This is a genomic window from Sphingomonas sp. dw_22 (assembly GCF_018449795.1).
Taxonomy (GTDB): domain Bacteria; phylum Pseudomonadota; class Alphaproteobacteria; order Sphingomonadales; family Sphingomonadaceae; genus Sphingomonas.
The window spans coordinates 32,581-48,862 of the sequence record NZ_JAAVVE010000009.1; the positions used below are offsets into that span (position 1 = coordinate 32,581).

General features: G+C 67.3%; 15 protein-coding genes and 1 tRNA gene. 8 read left to right on the forward strand and 8 right to left on the reverse strand.

From position 1 onward, the window contains the following. Positions 1-190: 190 nt before the first annotated feature. From HB724_RS06240 to tkt, 3 genes are all read right to left on the reverse strand, one after another. Positions 191-1,381 (reverse strand): phosphoglycerate kinase, encoded by a 1,191-nt coding sequence (locus tag HB724_RS06240; protein ID WP_213980048.1) that lies wholly within the window; start codon positions 1,379-1,381, stop codon positions 191-193. 108 nt (positions 1,382-1,489) lie between these two features. Beyond that, on the reverse strand, positions 1,490-2,497 hold the full coding sequence (gene gap / locus HB724_RS06245; protein WP_213980049.1) for a type I glyceraldehyde-3-phosphate dehydrogenase: 1,008 nt from the start codon (positions 2,495-2,497) through the stop codon (positions 1,490-1,492). Next, positions 2,494-4,458, reverse strand: coding sequence for a transketolase (tkt, locus tag HB724_RS06250; protein ID WP_346344675.1), 1,965 nt, complete (start codon positions 4,456-4,458; stop codon positions 2,494-2,496). The genes gap and tkt overlap by 4 nt, the downstream gene beginning before the upstream one ends. A gap of 139 nt (positions 4,459-4,597) precedes the next feature. Here tkt and HB724_RS06255 point away from each other — a divergent pair, with 139 nt between their 5' ends. The 4 genes from HB724_RS06255 to HB724_RS06270 all read left to right on the forward strand — a co-directional run bounded on the left by HB724_RS06255 (position 4,598) and on the right by HB724_RS06270 (position 6,030). Next, the gene (locus HB724_RS06255; protein ID WP_213980051.1) at positions 4,598-4,783 is read left to right on the forward strand and encodes a hypothetical protein; all 186 of its coding nucleotides are present in this window, start codon (positions 4,598-4,600) and stop codon (positions 4,781-4,783) included. Further along, the gene (locus HB724_RS06260; RefSeq protein WP_213980052.1) at positions 4,783-5,085 is read left to right on the forward strand and encodes a cell division protein ZapA; all 303 of its coding nucleotides are present in this window, start codon (positions 4,783-4,785) and stop codon (positions 5,083-5,085) included. Before HB724_RS06255 ends, HB724_RS06260 begins: the two co-directional genes overlap by 1 nt. Positions 5,086-5,269: 184 nt before the next feature. Continuing rightward, the gene (locus HB724_RS06265; protein WP_213980053.1) at positions 5,270-5,824 is read left to right on the forward strand and encodes a 5-formyltetrahydrofolate cyclo-ligase; all 555 of its coding nucleotides are present in this window, start codon (positions 5,270-5,272) and stop codon (positions 5,822-5,824) included. Next, positions 5,806-6,030, forward strand: a complete 225-nt coding sequence (locus HB724_RS06270; RefSeq protein WP_213980054.1) for a DUF2842 domain-containing protein — start codon at positions 5,806-5,808, stop codon at positions 6,028-6,030. The genes HB724_RS06265 and HB724_RS06270 overlap by 19 nt, the downstream gene beginning before the upstream one ends. 34 nt (positions 6,031-6,064) lie before the next feature. Here the strand turns inward: HB724_RS06270 and HB724_RS06275 are convergent, their stop codons facing one another. The 4 genes from HB724_RS06275 to HB724_RS06290 form a co-directional block, all read right to left on the reverse strand. Continuing rightward, positions 6,065-6,427: a PRC-barrel domain-containing protein gene (locus HB724_RS06275; RefSeq protein ID WP_213980055.1), complete on the reverse strand. Its 363-nt coding sequence runs from the start codon at positions 6,425-6,427 to the stop codon at positions 6,065-6,067. A gap of 128 nt (positions 6,428-6,555) precedes the next feature. Beyond that, positions 6,556-7,410 carry a hypothetical protein gene (locus HB724_RS06280; RefSeq protein WP_213980056.1) on the reverse strand — a complete coding sequence of 285 codons (855 nt, stop codon included), beginning with the start codon at positions 7,408-7,410 and terminating at the stop codon, positions 6,556-6,558. A 102-nt stretch (positions 7,411-7,512) separates the two neighbouring features. After that, positions 7,513-7,589, reverse strand: a tRNA-Asp gene (locus HB724_RS06285). 45 nt (positions 7,590-7,634) lie between these two features. Next, on the reverse strand, positions 7,635-8,741 hold the full coding sequence (locus HB724_RS06290; protein ID WP_256731354.1) for an AI-2E family transporter: 1,107 nt from the start codon (positions 8,739-8,741) through the stop codon (positions 7,635-7,637). Positions 8,742-8,968: 227 nt separating this feature from the next. Between HB724_RS06290 and HB724_RS06295 the strand changes: the two genes are divergently transcribed. Further along, positions 8,969-10,429: a glycerol kinase gene (locus HB724_RS06295; RefSeq protein ID WP_213980057.1), complete on the forward strand. Its 1,461-nt coding sequence runs from the start codon at positions 8,969-8,971 to the stop codon at positions 10,427-10,429. Between the two features lie 96 nt (positions 10,430-10,525). Next, positions 10,526-10,876 (forward strand): hypothetical protein, encoded by a 351-nt coding sequence (locus HB724_RS06300; RefSeq protein WP_213980058.1) that lies wholly within the window; start codon positions 10,526-10,528, stop codon positions 10,874-10,876. 206 nt (positions 10,877-11,082) lie between these two features. Here the strand turns inward: HB724_RS06300 and HB724_RS06305 are convergent, their stop codons facing one another. After that, positions 11,083-12,786, reverse strand: coding sequence for a class I adenylate-forming enzyme family protein (locus HB724_RS06305; protein WP_213980119.1), 1,704 nt, complete (start codon positions 12,784-12,786; stop codon positions 11,083-11,085). Between the two features lie 202 nt (positions 12,787-12,988). On the opposite strand from HB724_RS06305, the gene HB724_RS06310 reads away from it, so the two are divergent. Both HB724_RS06310 and HB724_RS06315 read left to right on the forward strand, forming a co-directional pair. Further along, positions 12,989-14,209, forward strand: a complete 1,221-nt coding sequence (locus HB724_RS06310) for a serine hydrolase domain-containing protein (protein ID WP_213980059.1) — start codon at positions 12,989-12,991, stop codon at positions 14,207-14,209. A gap of 15 nt (positions 14,210-14,224) precedes the next feature. Next, positions 14,225-16,249 carry a 3-hydroxyacyl-CoA dehydrogenase NAD-binding domain-containing protein gene (locus HB724_RS06315; RefSeq protein ID WP_213980060.1) on the forward strand — a complete coding sequence of 675 codons (2,025 nt, stop codon included), beginning with the start codon at positions 14,225-14,227 and terminating at the stop codon, positions 16,247-16,249. Positions 16,250-16,282 lie beyond the last annotated feature (33 nt).

Genomic DNA, 16,282 nt, shown 5'->3' on the forward strand with positions numbered 1-16,282 from the left:
CGGCCTGTAATGGCCGCCCGCCGCGCCTGCAAATCAACCGATTCTCCCCCAGGATCGTTGGCCATGTTATCCCATGCCCGCTGGCAGAGGCACAAGCCCAAATATCTGCCGACGTGAAGATTTGCCAAATTGTTTCCGTCGCGCGAGTGCCGTTTTGGGAATCGATCCGCCCCGGCCCGCCCCGTTTCGGTCAGCCGTGCAATGCGGCGACGCCGGGCAGCTCCTTGCCTTCCATCCATTCGAGAAACGCGCCGCCGGCAGTCGAGACGAAGGTGAAGTCGTCCGCCACGCCCGCCTGGTTGAGCGCGGCGACGGTGTCCCCGCCCCCCGCCACCGAGACCAGCGATCCCTCGCGGGTCAGCGCCGCCGCCGTCTTCGCCAGCGCGACGGTCGCTGTGTCGAAGGGCGGCGTCTCGAACGCGCCGAGCGGGCCGTTCCAGACGAGCGTGCGGCAGGTCTTGAGCACGTCCGCCAGCGCCTCGGTCGCCGCCGGGCCGATATCGAGGATCATCTCGTCGGCCGCGACTTCATGGACGTTGACGGTGCGCGTCACCGGGTTCGGCTTGAACTCCTTCGCCACCACCACGTCATAGGGCAGGTGGACGATGCAGTTCGCCTTGTCGGCCGCGTCGAGGATCTCCTCGGCGGTGCCGGTCAGGTCGTGCTCGCACAGCGACTTGCCAACATCGACGCCGCGCGCCGCGAGGAAGGTATTGGCCATGCCGCCGCCGATGATGAGGTGATCGACCTTCGCCACCAGATGCTTGAGCACGTCGAGCTTGGTCGAGACCTTGGCCCCGCCGACCACTGCCGCGACCGGATGCTCGGGATTGCCGAGCGCCTTGTCGAGCGCGTCGAGCTCGGCTTCCATCTGGCGGCCCGCAAATGCCGGCAGCCGGTGCGCCAGCCCCTCGGTGGAGGCATGTGCGCGGTGCGCGGCGGAGAAGGCATCGTTGACATAGAGATCGCCCAGCGCGGCGAAGCGCTCGACCGTCTCGGGCGCGTTCTTCTCCTCGCCCGGATCGAAGCGGGTATTCTCCAGGATGCCGATCTCGCCGTCCGCCATGGTGGCGATGACGTCGCCGGCCTGCTGGTCGTCGATGAAGCGCACCGGCCGTCCCAGCACCTGCTCGAACGGCTTCGTCACCAGCGCCAGGCTCATCTCGGGATTGCGCTGACCCTTGGGACGCCCGAAATGCGCGAGCACGATCACCTTGGCGCCCCGGTCGGAAAGCTCGGCCACCGTCTGCACCGCGGCGCGCAGCCGGGTATCGTCGGTCACCGCGCCGTCCGCCATCGGCACGTTCAGATCCTCGCGGACGAGCACCCGCTTGCCGGCGATCTCGCCCATGTCGTCAAGCGTCTTGAAGTTGCGCGCCATTTCCCATTCTCCCACCCGTCACCCCGGCGCAGGCCGGGGTCCAGGGTCACAAGCGATGCCCTCGGGGCTCTGGATCCCGGCCTGCGCCGGGATGACGAAGGAAAGGGCTCAGCCCAGCTTCGCCATCGCGGTCGCCGTATCGACCATGCGGTTCGAGAAGCCCCATTCATTGTCGTACCAGCTCACGACGCGCACCAGCTTGCCGTCGATCACCGCGGTCTCGAGGCTGTCGACGGTCGAGCTCGCCGGCGTGTGGACGATATCGACCGAAACCAGCGGCTCGTCCGAATAGAACAGGATGCCCTTGAGCGGCCCCGCTTCCGACGCGGCCTTGAGGATCGCGTTGACCTCTTCCCTGGTGGTGTCGCGCTTCGGCGTGAAGGTCAGGTCGACCAGGCTGCCGTCCGGCACCGGCACGCGGATCGCCGAACCGTCGAGCTTGCCCTTCAGCTCGGGCAGCACCTCGCCCACCGCGCGCGCGGCGCCGGTGGTGGTCGGGATGATGCTCATCGCGGCGGCGCGGGCGCGGCGCAGGTCCGGGTGGATCTGGTCGAGGATCTTCTGGTCGTTGGTATAGGCGTGGACCGTGGTCATCAGGCCGCGCTCGATGCCGACGCTGTCGTTCAGCACCTTGGCGACCGGTGCCAGGCAATTGGTGGTGCATGACGCGTTCGAGACGATCGCATGGCCCGCCTCCAGCTTGTCGTGGTTGACGCCGTAGACAACGGTCAGGTCGACATTCTTGCCCGGAGCCGAGATCAGCACCTTTTTGGCGCCGGCATCGATATGCTTCTGCGCATCCTCGCGCTTGGTGAAGAAGCCGGTGCATTCTAGCACCAGCTCGACGCCGTTGGCGGCGTGCGGCAGGTTCGCCGGATCGCGCTCGGCGGTGACGTGGATGCGCTTGCCGTCGATCACCAGATCATTGCCGTCGGCCGCGACCGTGCCCGGATACTTCCCATGGACGCTGTCGCGCGAGAACAGCCAGGCGTTGGACTTGGCATCGGCGAGGTCGTTGATCGTGACCAGCTCGAGCCCGCAATCGGGACGCTCGAGGATCGCGCGCGCCACCAGCCGGCCGATACGCCCGAAACCGTTGATCGCAACCTTCGTCATGCCTGTTCTCCGTTCAGCTTTTCGATGATCCGCGGCACGATGGCTCCCGCGGTGAGCCCGTAATGCTCGTAGAGCCTCAGATAGGGCCCCGACGCGCCGAATACATCCACGCCGAAGCGCAGCCCGTCGCCGGTATAGCGTTCCCAGCCCAGCGTCGCACCCGCCTCGATCGAGACCTTGAGGGCATGGGCCGGCAGCACGTCCTTCCTGTACTGCGCGTCCTGCGCCTCGAACCGCTCCCAGCAGGGCATGGAGACGACGTCGGCGCCGATTCCTTGCGCTTCCAGTTCGTCGCGCACCGCGACGGCGATCTCGACTTCCGAGCCGGTCGCGATCAGCACCACCTGGCGGGGCGCCTCGGCCTCGACCAGGCAATAGGCGCCGCGGCCGGTGAGGTTCTCCGGCGCGCTGGTGCGAAGCTGCGGCAGGTTCTGGCGGGAAAGCGCCAGCAGCGACGGCCCGTCGGTCCTGGCCAGCGCCAGCGCCCATGCCTCGGCGGTCTCCACCGTGTCGCACGGGCGATAGACGTCGAGATTGGGGATCAGGCGCAGGCTCATCAGATGCTCGATCGGCTGGTGGGTCGGGCCGTCCTCGCCGAGACCGATCGAATCATGCGTCATCACATAGACGACGCGCGCCTGCTGGAGCGCCGACAGGCGGATCGCCCCGCGCGCATAGTCGGAAAAGACCAGGAAGGTGCCGCCATAGGGGATCACGCCGCCGTGCAGCGCCATGCCGTTCATCGCCGCCGACATGCCGAACTCGCGGATGCCGTAATAGACGTAGCGGCCGGCATAATCCTGGGCCGTGAAGGGCTTGAGGCCCTTGGTCAGCGTGTTGTTCGAGCCGGTGAGGTCGGCCGAGCCGCCGATCGTCTCGGGCAGGATCGCGTTGATCGCCTCCAGCGCCATCTCCGATGCCTTGCGGGTCGCGACCTTCTGCGGATTGGCGATCAGATCGGCGATATAGGCTTCGAGGACGGTTTCCTGCACGTCGCCGCGCCGCTCATAGCCCAGCCGGTCGGGATCGGCCGCGAGCCGTTCCTTCCACTCGGCATGGGGCGCCGCGCCGCGCCTGCCGGCTTCGAGCCACGCCGTGCGGATCTCGTCGGGCACCACGAACGGCGGATAGTCCCAGCCCAGCGCGACACGCGCGGCCGCGACTTCCTCGGCCCCGAGCGCCGAGCCATGGACCTTGGACGTGCCCTGCTTGTTGGGCGCGCCCTTGCCGATGATCGTGCGGCAGCGGACCAGCGTGGGCTGATCGCTCGCCAGCGCTTCCTCGAACGCGCGGACGATATCGGCTTCGTCATGCCCGTCGCACTCGGCGACATGCCAGCCCGATGCGCGGTAGCGCGCCGGAATGTCCTCGCTCGACGAAAGCGAGACCGCGCCGTCGATCGTGATCTTGTTGTCGTCCCACAGCACGATCAGCCGGCCGAGCTTCAGATGCCCGGCCAGGCCCACCGCCTCGTGGTTGATCCCTTCCATCAGGCAGCCGTCGCCGGCGATCACCCAGGTATTGTGATCGACCAGCCGATCGCCGAACACCGCATTCAGGTGCCGCTCGGCCGCCGCCATGCCCACCGCCATGGCGAGCCCCTGGCCCAGCGGGCCGGTGGTCGCCTCGACTCCGGGCAGCTCGAAATTCTCGGGATGCCCGGCGCAGGGGCTGCCGATCTGGCGGAAGGTCTTGATGTCCTCCAGCGTCGGTCGCGCATAGCCGGTCAGGTGCAGCGCCGCGTAGAGCAGCATCGATCCGTGCCCGGCGGACAGGACGAACCGGTCGCGGTCCGGCCAATAGGGATCGGCGGGATCGAACTTCAGATATTTCTGGAACAGCACGGTCGCGACATCGGCCATGCCCATCGGCATGCCGGGATGCCCCGAATTCGCAGCCTCCACTGCGTCCATCGCCAGCGCGCGGATCGCATTGGCGCATTGCGTGAAGGTAGCGGTCACCGGGACTCCCCAAATCGTCAGTTTTTCGTGCGGGACGCCTTTGGGCGGCAAGCGCCCGCGCGTCAACCGGCTCGCGGCGGCCATCAGGGGCCATCAGGGGGTTGCCGCGCGGCCCCCGCATGGTATCGCCTGCAACATCATGGTCATAAGCGCAGCAGATCGTATCGAGCAGGCGCTTGCCCGGATCGAGGCAGCGGCGACCGCGCGCGCCTATGCCAATGCCCGGCTCGCCCGCCGCCACGCGCTGCTGCGCGAGCGGATGGAGGAAGCCGTCGCCGCGATCGACGCGCTGATCGCCGCCGAAGCCGCACCGGAGCAGGCGTAATGGCGGATATCACGCTCACCATCGCCGGCCGCAGCTATTCGATCGCCGCACGCGACGGCGAGGAGCCGCACCTGCGCGATCTCGAAGCGCTGATCGCTCGCCACGCCGATACCGCCCAGCGCGCCTCGGGCGGGCTCAATTCGGAGCGGACGCTCGTCTATCTCGCCCTCATCCTCGCCGACCTGCTCGACGAGGCGGAGCGCAATCCGCCCTCCGGCGTCTCCCCCGTCCTGCTCGATCGCGTCGCCGATCGATTGGAAGCCGTCGCGGCGGCCCTTGAGGAAAGCGCGCAGGACGCCTAGATAGGCAGGTGGCGGGCACTGCCCGGTACGAGCCTTGGCATTATCCCTGAGGCTATTCATCATCCATGGGAGCTGTCCCTGTGCAGATCCTGGTCTGCTGCATATGGTTCCCACCTGACGTACCGCGCGTCAGAGGATATTCTGGCAAACGGCCATGGCGGTCCCGCCACCCCGCCCGCAACGCATGATCCTGGACAAACCCGCCCTGCGGGCGCGCCTGCGCGCCGATCGCGACCAGTTCGCCGCCGAATCGTCCAGCGCGATCACCGCGCCGGAGGCATTCGTCGCGCATCTGAAGCCCGGCATGGTCGTCGCGACCTATCATCCGGTCGGCAGCGAGGCGGATCCCGCCCAGCTCGCCGCCGCGGCGGCCGAACGAGGATGCCGCCTCGCCCTGCCCCATGTCGTCGATCGCGCCGCGCCGATCCGCTTCCTCGCCTGGGAGCCCGGCACGCCGCTGGCCGCCGGCCCCTTCAACCTGCGCCAGCCCGAAGCCGGCAGCCCCGAAGTCGCGCCCGACGTGATCCTGACGCCATTGCTGGGCTTCGACCGCCGGCTCAATCGCCTGGGCCAGGGCGCCGGCCATTACGACCGCGCCTTCGCCCGCTATGAAAGGGCGTGGCGAGTCGGCATTGCCTGGTCGGTGCAGGAAGTTCCGGCCATACCCGCCGATATCTGGGACGTGCCGCTGCACGCGATCATCACCGAGGAGGCCATGCTGTGTCACGAGGAAGCGTAGAACCGAGCTGGCGCAAGCCCGCGGGCGCGCTGGGCATCATCGTCCTCGTGCTGGTCTGGGTGGTCGCGGTGGCGACCTTCTCGGCGGAGATCGGCGCGCTGCCGATCCTCGTCCAGCTTCCGCTCTATATCGTGCTCGGCATCCTCTGGATCGCGCCGCTCAAGCCGCTGCTGCGCTGGATGGAAACCGGCCGCTGGCGCGCGTGAGCGAGGCCGGAGAAGCTCCGGCCCCGCATCGCGCTCATATATAGGTCAGGCCGTAATAGTCATAGATCCGCGTGCCGTAATCGCGATCATAGACCGGACGGTCCGCCTCGTTGTCATAGCTTGGGGCGCCTTCGATCTGATCCCGGGTCAGGTTCACGACATAGCCGCCCTTGTCGGTATCATAGGTGAGCGCCCGCCACGGCAGCGGATAATGCTTCTGCCCGACGCCGAACAGGCCGCCGAACGACAGCACGGCATATTCGACCTGCCCCGTCGCCTTGTCGACCATGAAGCGCTCCACGGTCCCCAGCCGCTCGTCCTGATTGTTGTAGACCGCAGTGCCCTCGACCTTGTCGGATGCGATCAGGCGATCGGTCTCGCGCGTGTCGGTGTTCATCGGCTCTCTCCTTGGCTTTGCTTCGGATCGCGGCGCGGTCTCGCCCTCGCCGCCACATCTCCTGAAACGCGCGGCGCCCGGTAAATATTCCCGGCATTACGGCGAAGCGAAGCAGTCCTCGGACGAGATCAGCCTTGCTTGCCGGCTCCGTCGTCCTTGGCCTTGCCCTTCCCGAAGGTCCGGATCGCGATCCACACGCCGCCCGCCGCGACGACCACCGCGGCCAGCGCGATCAGCCATTTCTCCAGCGCGCTCAGCACCCGCGCACCATGGTCGATCTTCTCCTCCAGCGCCTTGGTCCGGTTCTCGCGCCGCTGGGCCTCGGTCACGGCGACATCGATGTCGATCGGCTTGCGCGCCAGGTCGTAGCGCGAGCGCGAGCCGTCGGGCGCCGTCGCGTCCACGGAAATGGTGAGCAGCAGCTTCTGCGGCCCCGCCGCCTTCGCCGTGATCCGCCATTGCCAGGCTTCACTGCGATCGGCCGCCAGCGTCTTCTGCTGCGGTCCCTGCGGCGCGATGTCGAATCCGCCGCCGGTGAGCGTCGCCGTCATGAAATGCCCCACGGGCGTCCGCACCTCGACATGCTGCGATTCGTTGCCGCCCACCGATTCGTGAACCTCCGCCGCATCGGCCTTCTTGCCCACGGCGAGCACCAGGTCGCGACTTTCGCCGACCACCATCTCCCTCGGCGGATTGAACACGCCGAGCCCCGCGTCGAGCGTCGCCTTCTCCTGCGTGAAGCGCCGGCATTGCGCCGCGCTCGTCGTGTAATCGACGGCGGGGCAATAGGCGTCCTCTTCCGCCGCCTTCGCTATCACGTTGCCGGCTATGGCGACGTTCTCGTCCACCGCCACCGATTCGGCATTGTCTGCATATTCATCTGCATATTCGGCGCTGGCGTTTTCGGTGGCCGCTTCGTTCGCCGCATTGCATCCGGAGAGCAACGCCAGCGCGAGCACGGGCAACAGGACAAGTCGTCGCATCGCTTCCTCCCTGGGAGCAAAGTTCGTGCGACCGCGCCTTCGGTTTTCCGGCTGTGGTATGGAGGATATTCCCGCCCGCGCCCAAGTACAATACTCGGCGCGTGGCGCGAGTGACGGGGCTCGAACCCGCGACCTCCGGCGTGACAGGCCGGCGCTCTAACCAACTGAGCTACACCCGCTTGCTCAAGCGAGGAGGCGGCCACTAGCCGCCGGATTCGGGGGTGTCAACCGGATTGGTCGCGGTTTGCGCGACGATGGGGCCGCGCCTCCTCAGGATCGCTCACCAGCGTACCGTGCTCGAACAGGAATCCGGCGATATCGGGTTTGCCGGCCGCGTTCAGCACGGTCTGGATGATGATGAGCAGCGGCACCGCGAGCAGCGCGCCGGTGGTGCCCCACACCCATCCCCAGAAGCTCAGCGAGATAAGAATCATGATCGGATTGATCGTCAGGCGATGCCCGACGATCAGCGGCGTCACGAAATTCGCCTCGATCAGGTGCGCGCCGATCATGATGGCCGGGGGCACCATCGCCCAGCCGAACTCGCCGAAGCTCATCAACCCGCCGATCGCCAGCAGGAACGCCGCGATCACCGGCCCGATATACGGGATGTAGTTGAGCAGCGCGACGATGCCGCCCCACATCAGCGGCGTCGGCATGCCCAGCATCCACAGCGCGCCCGCCACGATCAGCCCCAAGGTGAAGTTGATGAGCGTGATCGTGCCCAGATAGGCCGAGGTGTCGTCCACCACGTCCTGGATCACCCGCGCGGTCGCCATCGCGCCGCCGAAGCTCGATCGCGAGGTGATCGCCCCGCGCCGCAGCCGGGTCCAGCCCGAGAGGAAGAAATAGATCACCAGGATCGCGAAGAACATCTCGATCAGCGCGGACGGCGCCGAGGTGGTGAACAGGTCGAGAATCGAATGCGGCGGCGCAGCCTGCACCGTGGTCGTCTGGCGCACCGGCGCCGTGGCGAAGTTGGTCAGCGTCTTGTTCACGAACCGCTCCAGATTCGCATAGAAGCGAATCAGGGGCTCCAGATTGTGCTGGATCTGCGGGATGCTCTCGGGCAGCCGCCTTATCCATTGCCAGGCCGGCACCACGATCGAGGCGAGCGCGACGTTCGCCGCGACCAGGAACAGCAGGACGCAGATGAGCGCGGCGAGCGGCGCGGGCATGCGGTGCCGCTCCAGCCATTCGAGCAAGGGCACCAGCGCGATCGCGATCACCAGTGCGGCGGTGAGCGGCAGGAAGAAAGGCGATCCGGCCTGCAGCGCGAAGGGCAGCGCCAGCAGCAGCCCGATCCCGGCGATCAGCACCAGCGCCGCCATCAGCCGGTCGCGTTTCAGCCCATTGCCGATGCTCTCCTGGAATTCGGACGGGCCGAGCGGATCGCCCCCGCCCCCCGTCGGCACGCCGTCACTCATGTCCTCGCCGCCGATCGTTCCGCGAATATCGTCCACTTCCACCCTTTCCGCTGCTCCTTACCCTACGAGTCTGCGAGACTCGGGGCAACGCCCCGGTTCCCCCCGCCGCCGATCCCCGCTAGCCTCGGCACATGGGCGACAAGATCCTCGTCATCGACGAAGGCACCACCTCGGCACGCGCGATGCTGTTCGCGGCGGACGGCGAATGCCTGGGCAGCCATTCCGCCGAGCTCACCCAGCATTATCCCGCTCCGGGTCTGGTTGAGCACGACGCCGCCGAGATCTGGCGCCGCAGCCTAGAATGCGCGCAGGCAATGGTCGCCCAGGCCGGCGGCCCTGACCGGATCGCCGCGATCGGCATCACCAACCAGCGCGAGACGATCGTCTTCTGGGACAAGACCACCGGCGAGCCCCTCGCCCCCGCGATCGTCTGGCAGGATCGGCGCAGCGCCCCGCTCTGCCGCAGCCTGCGGGAGGCCGGCGAGGAACCCGGCGTTCAGGCGCGGACCGGTCTGCTGCTCGATCCCTATTTCTCGGGCACCAAGATCGCCTGGGCGATGGAGTATTGGCCGCAGTTGAAGGAAGCGGGCGAGCGGCTCGCGATCGGCACCGTCGAAAGCTGGCTGGTGTGGAAGCTCACCGGCGGCCTCCACATCACCGATGCCACCAATGCCTCGCGCACGCTGCTCATGGGCCTGGGTAGCGGCGCCTGGAGCGACGGGCTGCTCGACATGTTCCACGCCCCGCGTGAGGCGCTGCCCGAGATCGTCGACTGCGCGGGGCAGTTCGGCACCACCAAGCTGTTCGGCGGCGAAATCCCGATCTGCGGGCTGGCCGGCGACCAGCAATCCGCCACGATCGGCCAAGCCTGCCTCGCCCGCGGCCAGACCAAGGCGACCTATGGCACCGGCGCTTTCGTCCTCACCAATGCGGGCGCGACGCCGCCCAATTCGAAGAACCGCCTGCTCTCCACGGTGCTCTGGCAATTGAACGGCCGCCGCACCTATGCGCTCGAAGGCTCGGTGTTCGTCGCCGGCAGCCTGATCCAGTGGCTGCGCGACTCGATCCGCCTGATCGAGACCGCGCAGGAGACCGAGGCCCTCGCCCGCTCGGTTGCCGACAATGGCGGCGTCTATATGGTCCCCGCGCTGAGCGGCCTGGGCGCGCCCTGGTGGGAGCCGGACGCACGCGCCGCCATGTCGGGCCTCAGCTTCTCCGCCACCCGCGCGCATATCGTCCGCGCCGCGCTGGAGGCAATGGCGCACCAGAGCCACGACCTGAAGACCGCCTTCGCCGCCGACGGTGCCGATTGGGCGAGCCTGCGCATCGACGGCGGCATGGTCACCAACGACTGGATCGCCCAGGATCTGGCGGACATGCTCGCCCTCCCCGTCGATCGCCCCGATTTCGCGGAGACGACGGCGCTCGGCGCGGCGATGCTGGCGGGGGTGGGATGCGGCATGTTCTCCGGGCTGGAGGAAGCCGCCGCGATGCGCGGCGCCGGCCGGACCTTCGAACCGCAACTGGGCGAAGATGCCCGCCTCGCCAGGCTCCAGGGCTGGAAGCAAGCGGTGGAGGGCGTGCTGCGCTGAGAATTAATCAGGCGCGCCATGTCCTCATTCGTTGACTTGCCCGGCGCACGGCGCGATGGCTCGATAACCGGAGTCGGACTGAAAAGGAGACGGGGGATGGATATCGACGCGCGCGAACAGGCACTGCGCCGCCACGAGAGCCTCGAATATATCGGCCTTCGCGCCCAGGCGACCATGGTCGGCCTGTCGCAGCTCTGCACCGAGCTGGTCGCGGCCGGCGTGCTGAGCGACGATGCGATCGGCCGGATCAAAGACGCGATCCGCCAGGACATCTCGGTCTCGCGACCCCGCATCCGCAATCACGCCGAGTTCGACCAGGCATTGAAGGTCCGGCTCGACGCGATCTTCCCTCCGCACCCGGACGCCCGGCCCAGCGCCCCGATCGGCACCGCGGCAGACATGGAATCGGCGATCGGCACGAGCCCCAGCGACCTGCGGGAAGACTGAGTCTCCAAGACGGATCGACATTCCCGCGAGTGGGGATGGGCAAGCCCAATCGTCACCCCGGCCGAAGTGCCGGGGTCCACTCCTCCGCGAACGAGCCCCTATAAGTTCAAGCGACTCTCCCAGCATCCCGGTGGACCCCGGCACTTCGGCCGGGGTGACGGAATGGAGGATTGCCGGCTTGCACCGACACTGAATGTCGATCCAACCTAAGCGGCCGCCTCATCCACGAACAGCGCCTTCAGATCCTTCTTCAGGATCTTCCCATTGGCGTTGCGCGGCAGCACCTCCGCGACGAAGCGCACCGCCACCGGTACCTTGAACCCCGCCAGGCGTTCGCGGACCCAGTCCTGCAGCTCGGCCTCGCTCGCGCTCGCGCCCGGCGCCAGATGGACCACCGCCACCGGCTCCTCGCCCAGCGTGCGGTGGGGCACGCCGACCAGCGCCGCGTCGGTCACCGCAGGATGGGCGTAGAGCACGTCCTCCACCTCGGACGAATAGATGTTCTCGCCGCCGCGGATGATGATGTCCTTGGCCCGATCGACGATATAGACGAACCCGTCCTCGTCGAGCCGCGCCAGGTCGCCGGTACGCACCCAGCCGTCGCGGAAGGTCTCGGCGGTGGCCTCGGGCTTGGCCCAATAGCCCTTCACGATCATCGGCCCCCTGGCCCACAGCTCGCCCACCTCGCCCAGCGGCAGCTCCTTCTCGCCCTCCAGGTCCATGATCCGGAGATCGGCCACCGCCACCGGCGGCCCCGCGCTGGTCGGCCGCGAAAGATAGTCCTCCGCGCCGTGGCTGGTCACCGTCGCCATCGTCTCGGTCATGCCCCAGCCGTTCGAGGGCAGCGCGCCGAACTCCTCATAGATGCGCCGCACCAGCTCGGGCGCCGAGGGCGCGCCGCCATAGGCGATGCTCTCCAGGCTGGAGAGATCGTGATTCTCCCGCTCGGGATGTTCGAGGAGTTGCCAGGCGATCGTCGGCACGCCGCCGGTCTGGTTGACCTTCTCGCGCGCGATCACCTCCATCGCCTTCACCGGATCCCAGCGGCGCATGAAGACGATCGTCGCCCCCGCCGCCATCATCGACATCAGCCCCGCGCTGCACGCGGTGACGTGGAACAGCGGGATCACCAGCAGGCAGGTCTTGTGATCGGGCATCGCCGGCGGGATCTCGCCGCGGCGGAGCATCGTCCGCGCCATCGAATAGCCGCCCGACAGGATATTGGTCACGATATTGCGATGCGTGCCGAGCGCGCCCTTGGGGCTGCCGGTCGTGCCGCTGGTGTAGAAGATCGTCGCATCGTCGTCGGGCGCGATATCGATTTCGGGAAAGGGAATGTCGGGCAGCGAGGCCCATTCGCCGGTCGTGCCGATCAGCCCCTCCAGGCTCTCCGCCTTGCCCCCCAGCGCGCCCTTGGTCCGGCTCACCACCACGCGCTCCAGATCGGGCAGCGCGTCATAGCATTGCTTCAGCCGCTCGTGCCGCTCGGCATCGACGAACAGCAGCTTCGCGCCCGAATCCTTCAGCCCATATTCGAGCTCGCCGCCGGTCCACCACGCATTGAGCGGCACCAGGATCGCGCCGATCGCGGTCGCGGCGAAGAAGATCGTCGGCCATTCGGGCAGGTTGCGCATCGCCAGCGCCACCCGATCGCCCTTGACCACGCCCATCGCCTGCAGCTTCGCGGCAAGATGGCAGACGGCGCGATAGTTCGCCTCGTAAGTGACGCGCTCGTCCTCATAGATGGTGAAGACGCGCGCGCCATAGGCCCGCACCAAGCGCTGGAGAACCGCGAGCGAAGGCGGCGCGTTCTTCCACACCCGCGTCGGCACGCCGCGGATCGTCACCGTCTCCATTTCGAAGCGCGCGCCCGGCGCGGTCAGCGCGGCCTTTGCGTCCTCGAGCGACATCTTGGCCCAATCGGGGTCCAGCGGCACGATGGGTTCTGAAGCCAAGCGAGCTCTCTCCGTCGAATCTGAATGTTGGGTTTGGCAAGGATGCCGCACCGTCGGCAACGTTAGTGTTGATTCGCGCCGCGCTCAAGGCAATAGGAGTGGCGCGCACGCAAGAAGGCGCGAGTCCGTGGATTCGAACAAGAGGTATGCCCGCAGCATGAAGATCGCCAGCCCCGAGAGCGAAGGCTTCGACTCCGCCCGGCTCGCGCGGATCGATGCATTCGTGAAGGAACGCTATCTCGATTCGGGCAAGCTGCCCCATGCCCAGCTCCTCATTGCCCGGGGTGGGCAGGTCGTCCATTTCTCGCACCAGGGCCCGGCCCGCGAAGGCAGCGCGCCGGTGGACGAGACGACCTTATTCCGCATCGCCTCGATGACCAAGCCGGTCACCAGCCTGGCGTTCATGATGCTGGTGGAAGAGGGCAAGGTCGCGCTCGACACGCCGGTCCATCACGTCCTGCCCGAGTTCAAGGGCATCGGCGTCTATGCGGGCGGCGGCGGCAGCGTCCCCTTCCAGACCAGCCCCACCGCGCAGCCGATGCGGATGGTCGATCTGCTGCGCCACACCTCCGGCCTCACCTATGGCTTCCAGAACCGCACCAATGTCGATGCCGCCTATCGCGATTCGAAGATGGAGAGCTGGCACGGCAATCTGACGCTCGACGAGTTCGTCGCGGCGCTGGGCAAGCTCCCGCTCGAATTCTCGCCGGGCGACGAATGGAATTATTCGGTGTCGACCGATGTGCTCGGCGCGGTCGTGCAGCGCGTCTCGGGCCTCACGCTCGATCGGTTCTTCGCGGAACGCATCTTCGCGCCGCTCGGCATGCACGACACCTTCTTCCATGTGCCCGCCGACAAGATCGATCGCCTCGCCGATTGCTGGACGCTCGGCCCCGGCGGCGCGCGCGTGCTGTACGATCGCGGCGCGGAGAGCTTTTGGTCGCGCCCGCCCAGGCTGGTCTCGGGCGGCGGCGGGCTCGTCTCCTCGGCGCTCGACTATCACCGCCTCAACAGCTTCTTCCTCAATCGGGGCGAGCTGGACGGCACGCGCCTCGTCAGCCGCAAGACCGTCGACCTGATGACGATGAACCACCTGCCGGGCGGCTCCGATCTCGCCACCCTGTCACGCTCGCTGTTCAGCGAGGCGACCAACGCGGGCACCGGCTTCGGCCTGGGCTTCGCGATCAGCATGGACGTCGCCAAGTCGCTGATCCCGGGCTCGGCGGGCGAATATTATTGGGGCGGCATGTTCTCGACCGCCTTCTTCATCGATCCCGTCGAACGGATTACGATGGTCTTCATGACGCAATTCTCGCCGTCCACCACCTACCCGATCCGCCGGGAGCTCAAGACGCTCATCTATTCGGCGCTCGCCTGAAAACTGGAGAAATCAATGTCCGTCATCACCACCAGCCGCCAGGGCGACGTCCTGATCCTCACATCGGACAATCCGCCGGTGAACGCGCTCGGCGCCGCGGTGCGCCAGGGCCTCCAGGCCGGGATCGAGGAAGCGAAGAACGACGAGACCATCAAGGCCGTCGTCATCATCTGCGCCGGCAAGACCTTCTTCGCGGGCGCCGACATCACCGAGTTCGGCAAGCCGATGCAGGAGCCGTCGCTGCCGGTGCTGGTCGACCAGATCGAGGCATTGGACAAGCCGGTGATCGCCGCGGTCCACGGCACCGCGCTCGGCGGCGGCTGCGAAGTCGCGCTCGCCTCGCACTATCGCATCGCCGTCCCCTCGGCGAAGTTCGGCCTGCCCGAAGTCAAGCTCGGCATCCTGCCCGGCGCCGGCGGCACCCAGCGCATGCCGCGCGTCGCCGGCGTGGCGTTCGCGCTCGAGCTGGCCGCCAAGGGCGATCCCGTCTCCGCCGGCCAGGCCAGGGAAGCCGGGCTGGTCGATCGCCTCGCAGGCGAGGACAGCCTGCTCGCCGACGCGGTGGCCTTCGCCAACGAAGTCGTCGGCAAGCCGATCTCGCGCTCCAGCGAGCGCCCCGTCACCGTCGATCCGGCGGTGTTCGAGGCTTTCCGCAAGACCAACGCCAAGCGCTTCCGCGGTTTCGAGGCGCCCGCGACGATCATCGACCTGATCGAGAAGACCGCCGGCACCCCCTATGCCGAGGGCGTCCAGGCCGAGCGGATGGGCTTCATGAAGCTCATCATGGGCACGCAATCGGCGGCGCTCCGCCACATCTTCTTCGCCGAGCGCAAGGCGTCGAAGATCGACGGCATTCCCGAAGACATCAAGCTGCGCGACATCAGGCGCGTCGGCGTGATCGGCGCCGGCACGATGGGCGGCGGCATCAGCATGAACTTCCTCTCGGCCGGCGTCCCCGTGACGATCGTCGAGATGGCGCAGGAAGCGCTCGACCGCGGCACCGGCACGATCCGCAGGAATTACGAGGCCACCGCCGCCAAGGGCCGCATGACCGCCGAGCAGGTCGAAGGCGCGATGGGCTTGCTCAAGCCCACGCTCAATTTCGACGATCTCGCCGAATGCGATCTCATCATCGAGGCGGTCTATGAGAGCATGGACGTCAAGAAGGAGGTCTTCGGCCGGCTCGACAAGATCGCCAGGCCCGGCGCGATCCTCGCCTCGAACACCAGCTATCTCAACATCGATGAGATCGCCGCCAGCACCTCGCGCCCGCAGGACGTGCTCGGCCTGCATTTCTTCTCGCCGGCCAACGTGATGAAGCTGCTGGAGATCGTCCGCGGCGCGAAGACCGCCGACGATGTGCTCGCCACCGCCATGGCGATCTCGAAGAAGATCCGGAAGGTCGCGGTGGTCGCCGGCGTCTGTTACGGCTTCATCGGCAATCGCATGCTGATGCCGCGCCAGGTCGAGGCGATGAAGCTCCTCATGGAAGGCGCCACGCCGGAGCAGATCGATCGCGTCCATGTCGCGTTCGGCATGCCGATGGGGCCGTTCCAGATGAGCGACCTCGCCGGCGTCGACATCGGCTGGCACCGCGATCCGACCCGCATCGAGAATATTCGCGACGCCCTCGCCGCCGAGGGCCGCTGGGGCCAGAAGACCGGCAAGGGCTTCTACGATTATGACGAGAAGCGGACTCCTTCGAACAGCCCGCGCGTCGCCGAGATCATCGAGGATTTCCGCAAGAAGACCGGCGCGGCGCAGCACGAAGTCACCGACGAGGAGATCGTCGAGCGCACCCTCTATCCGATGGTCAACGAAGGCGCGCTGATCCTGGCGGAAGGCATGGCCCAGCGCGCGTCGGACATCGATGTGGTGTGGATCTACGGCTATGGCTGGCCGGTCTATCGCGGCGGCCCGATGTTCTGGGCCGATACCGAGGGTCTCAAGAAGATCGTCGCGGGGCTGGAGAAGCACGGCTTCGAAGTCGCCCCCCTGCTCCGCGAAAAGGCCGAGAAGGGCGAACGTTTCAACAAGTGACCAACTCCCTCTCCCCACCGGGGAGAGGGCCGG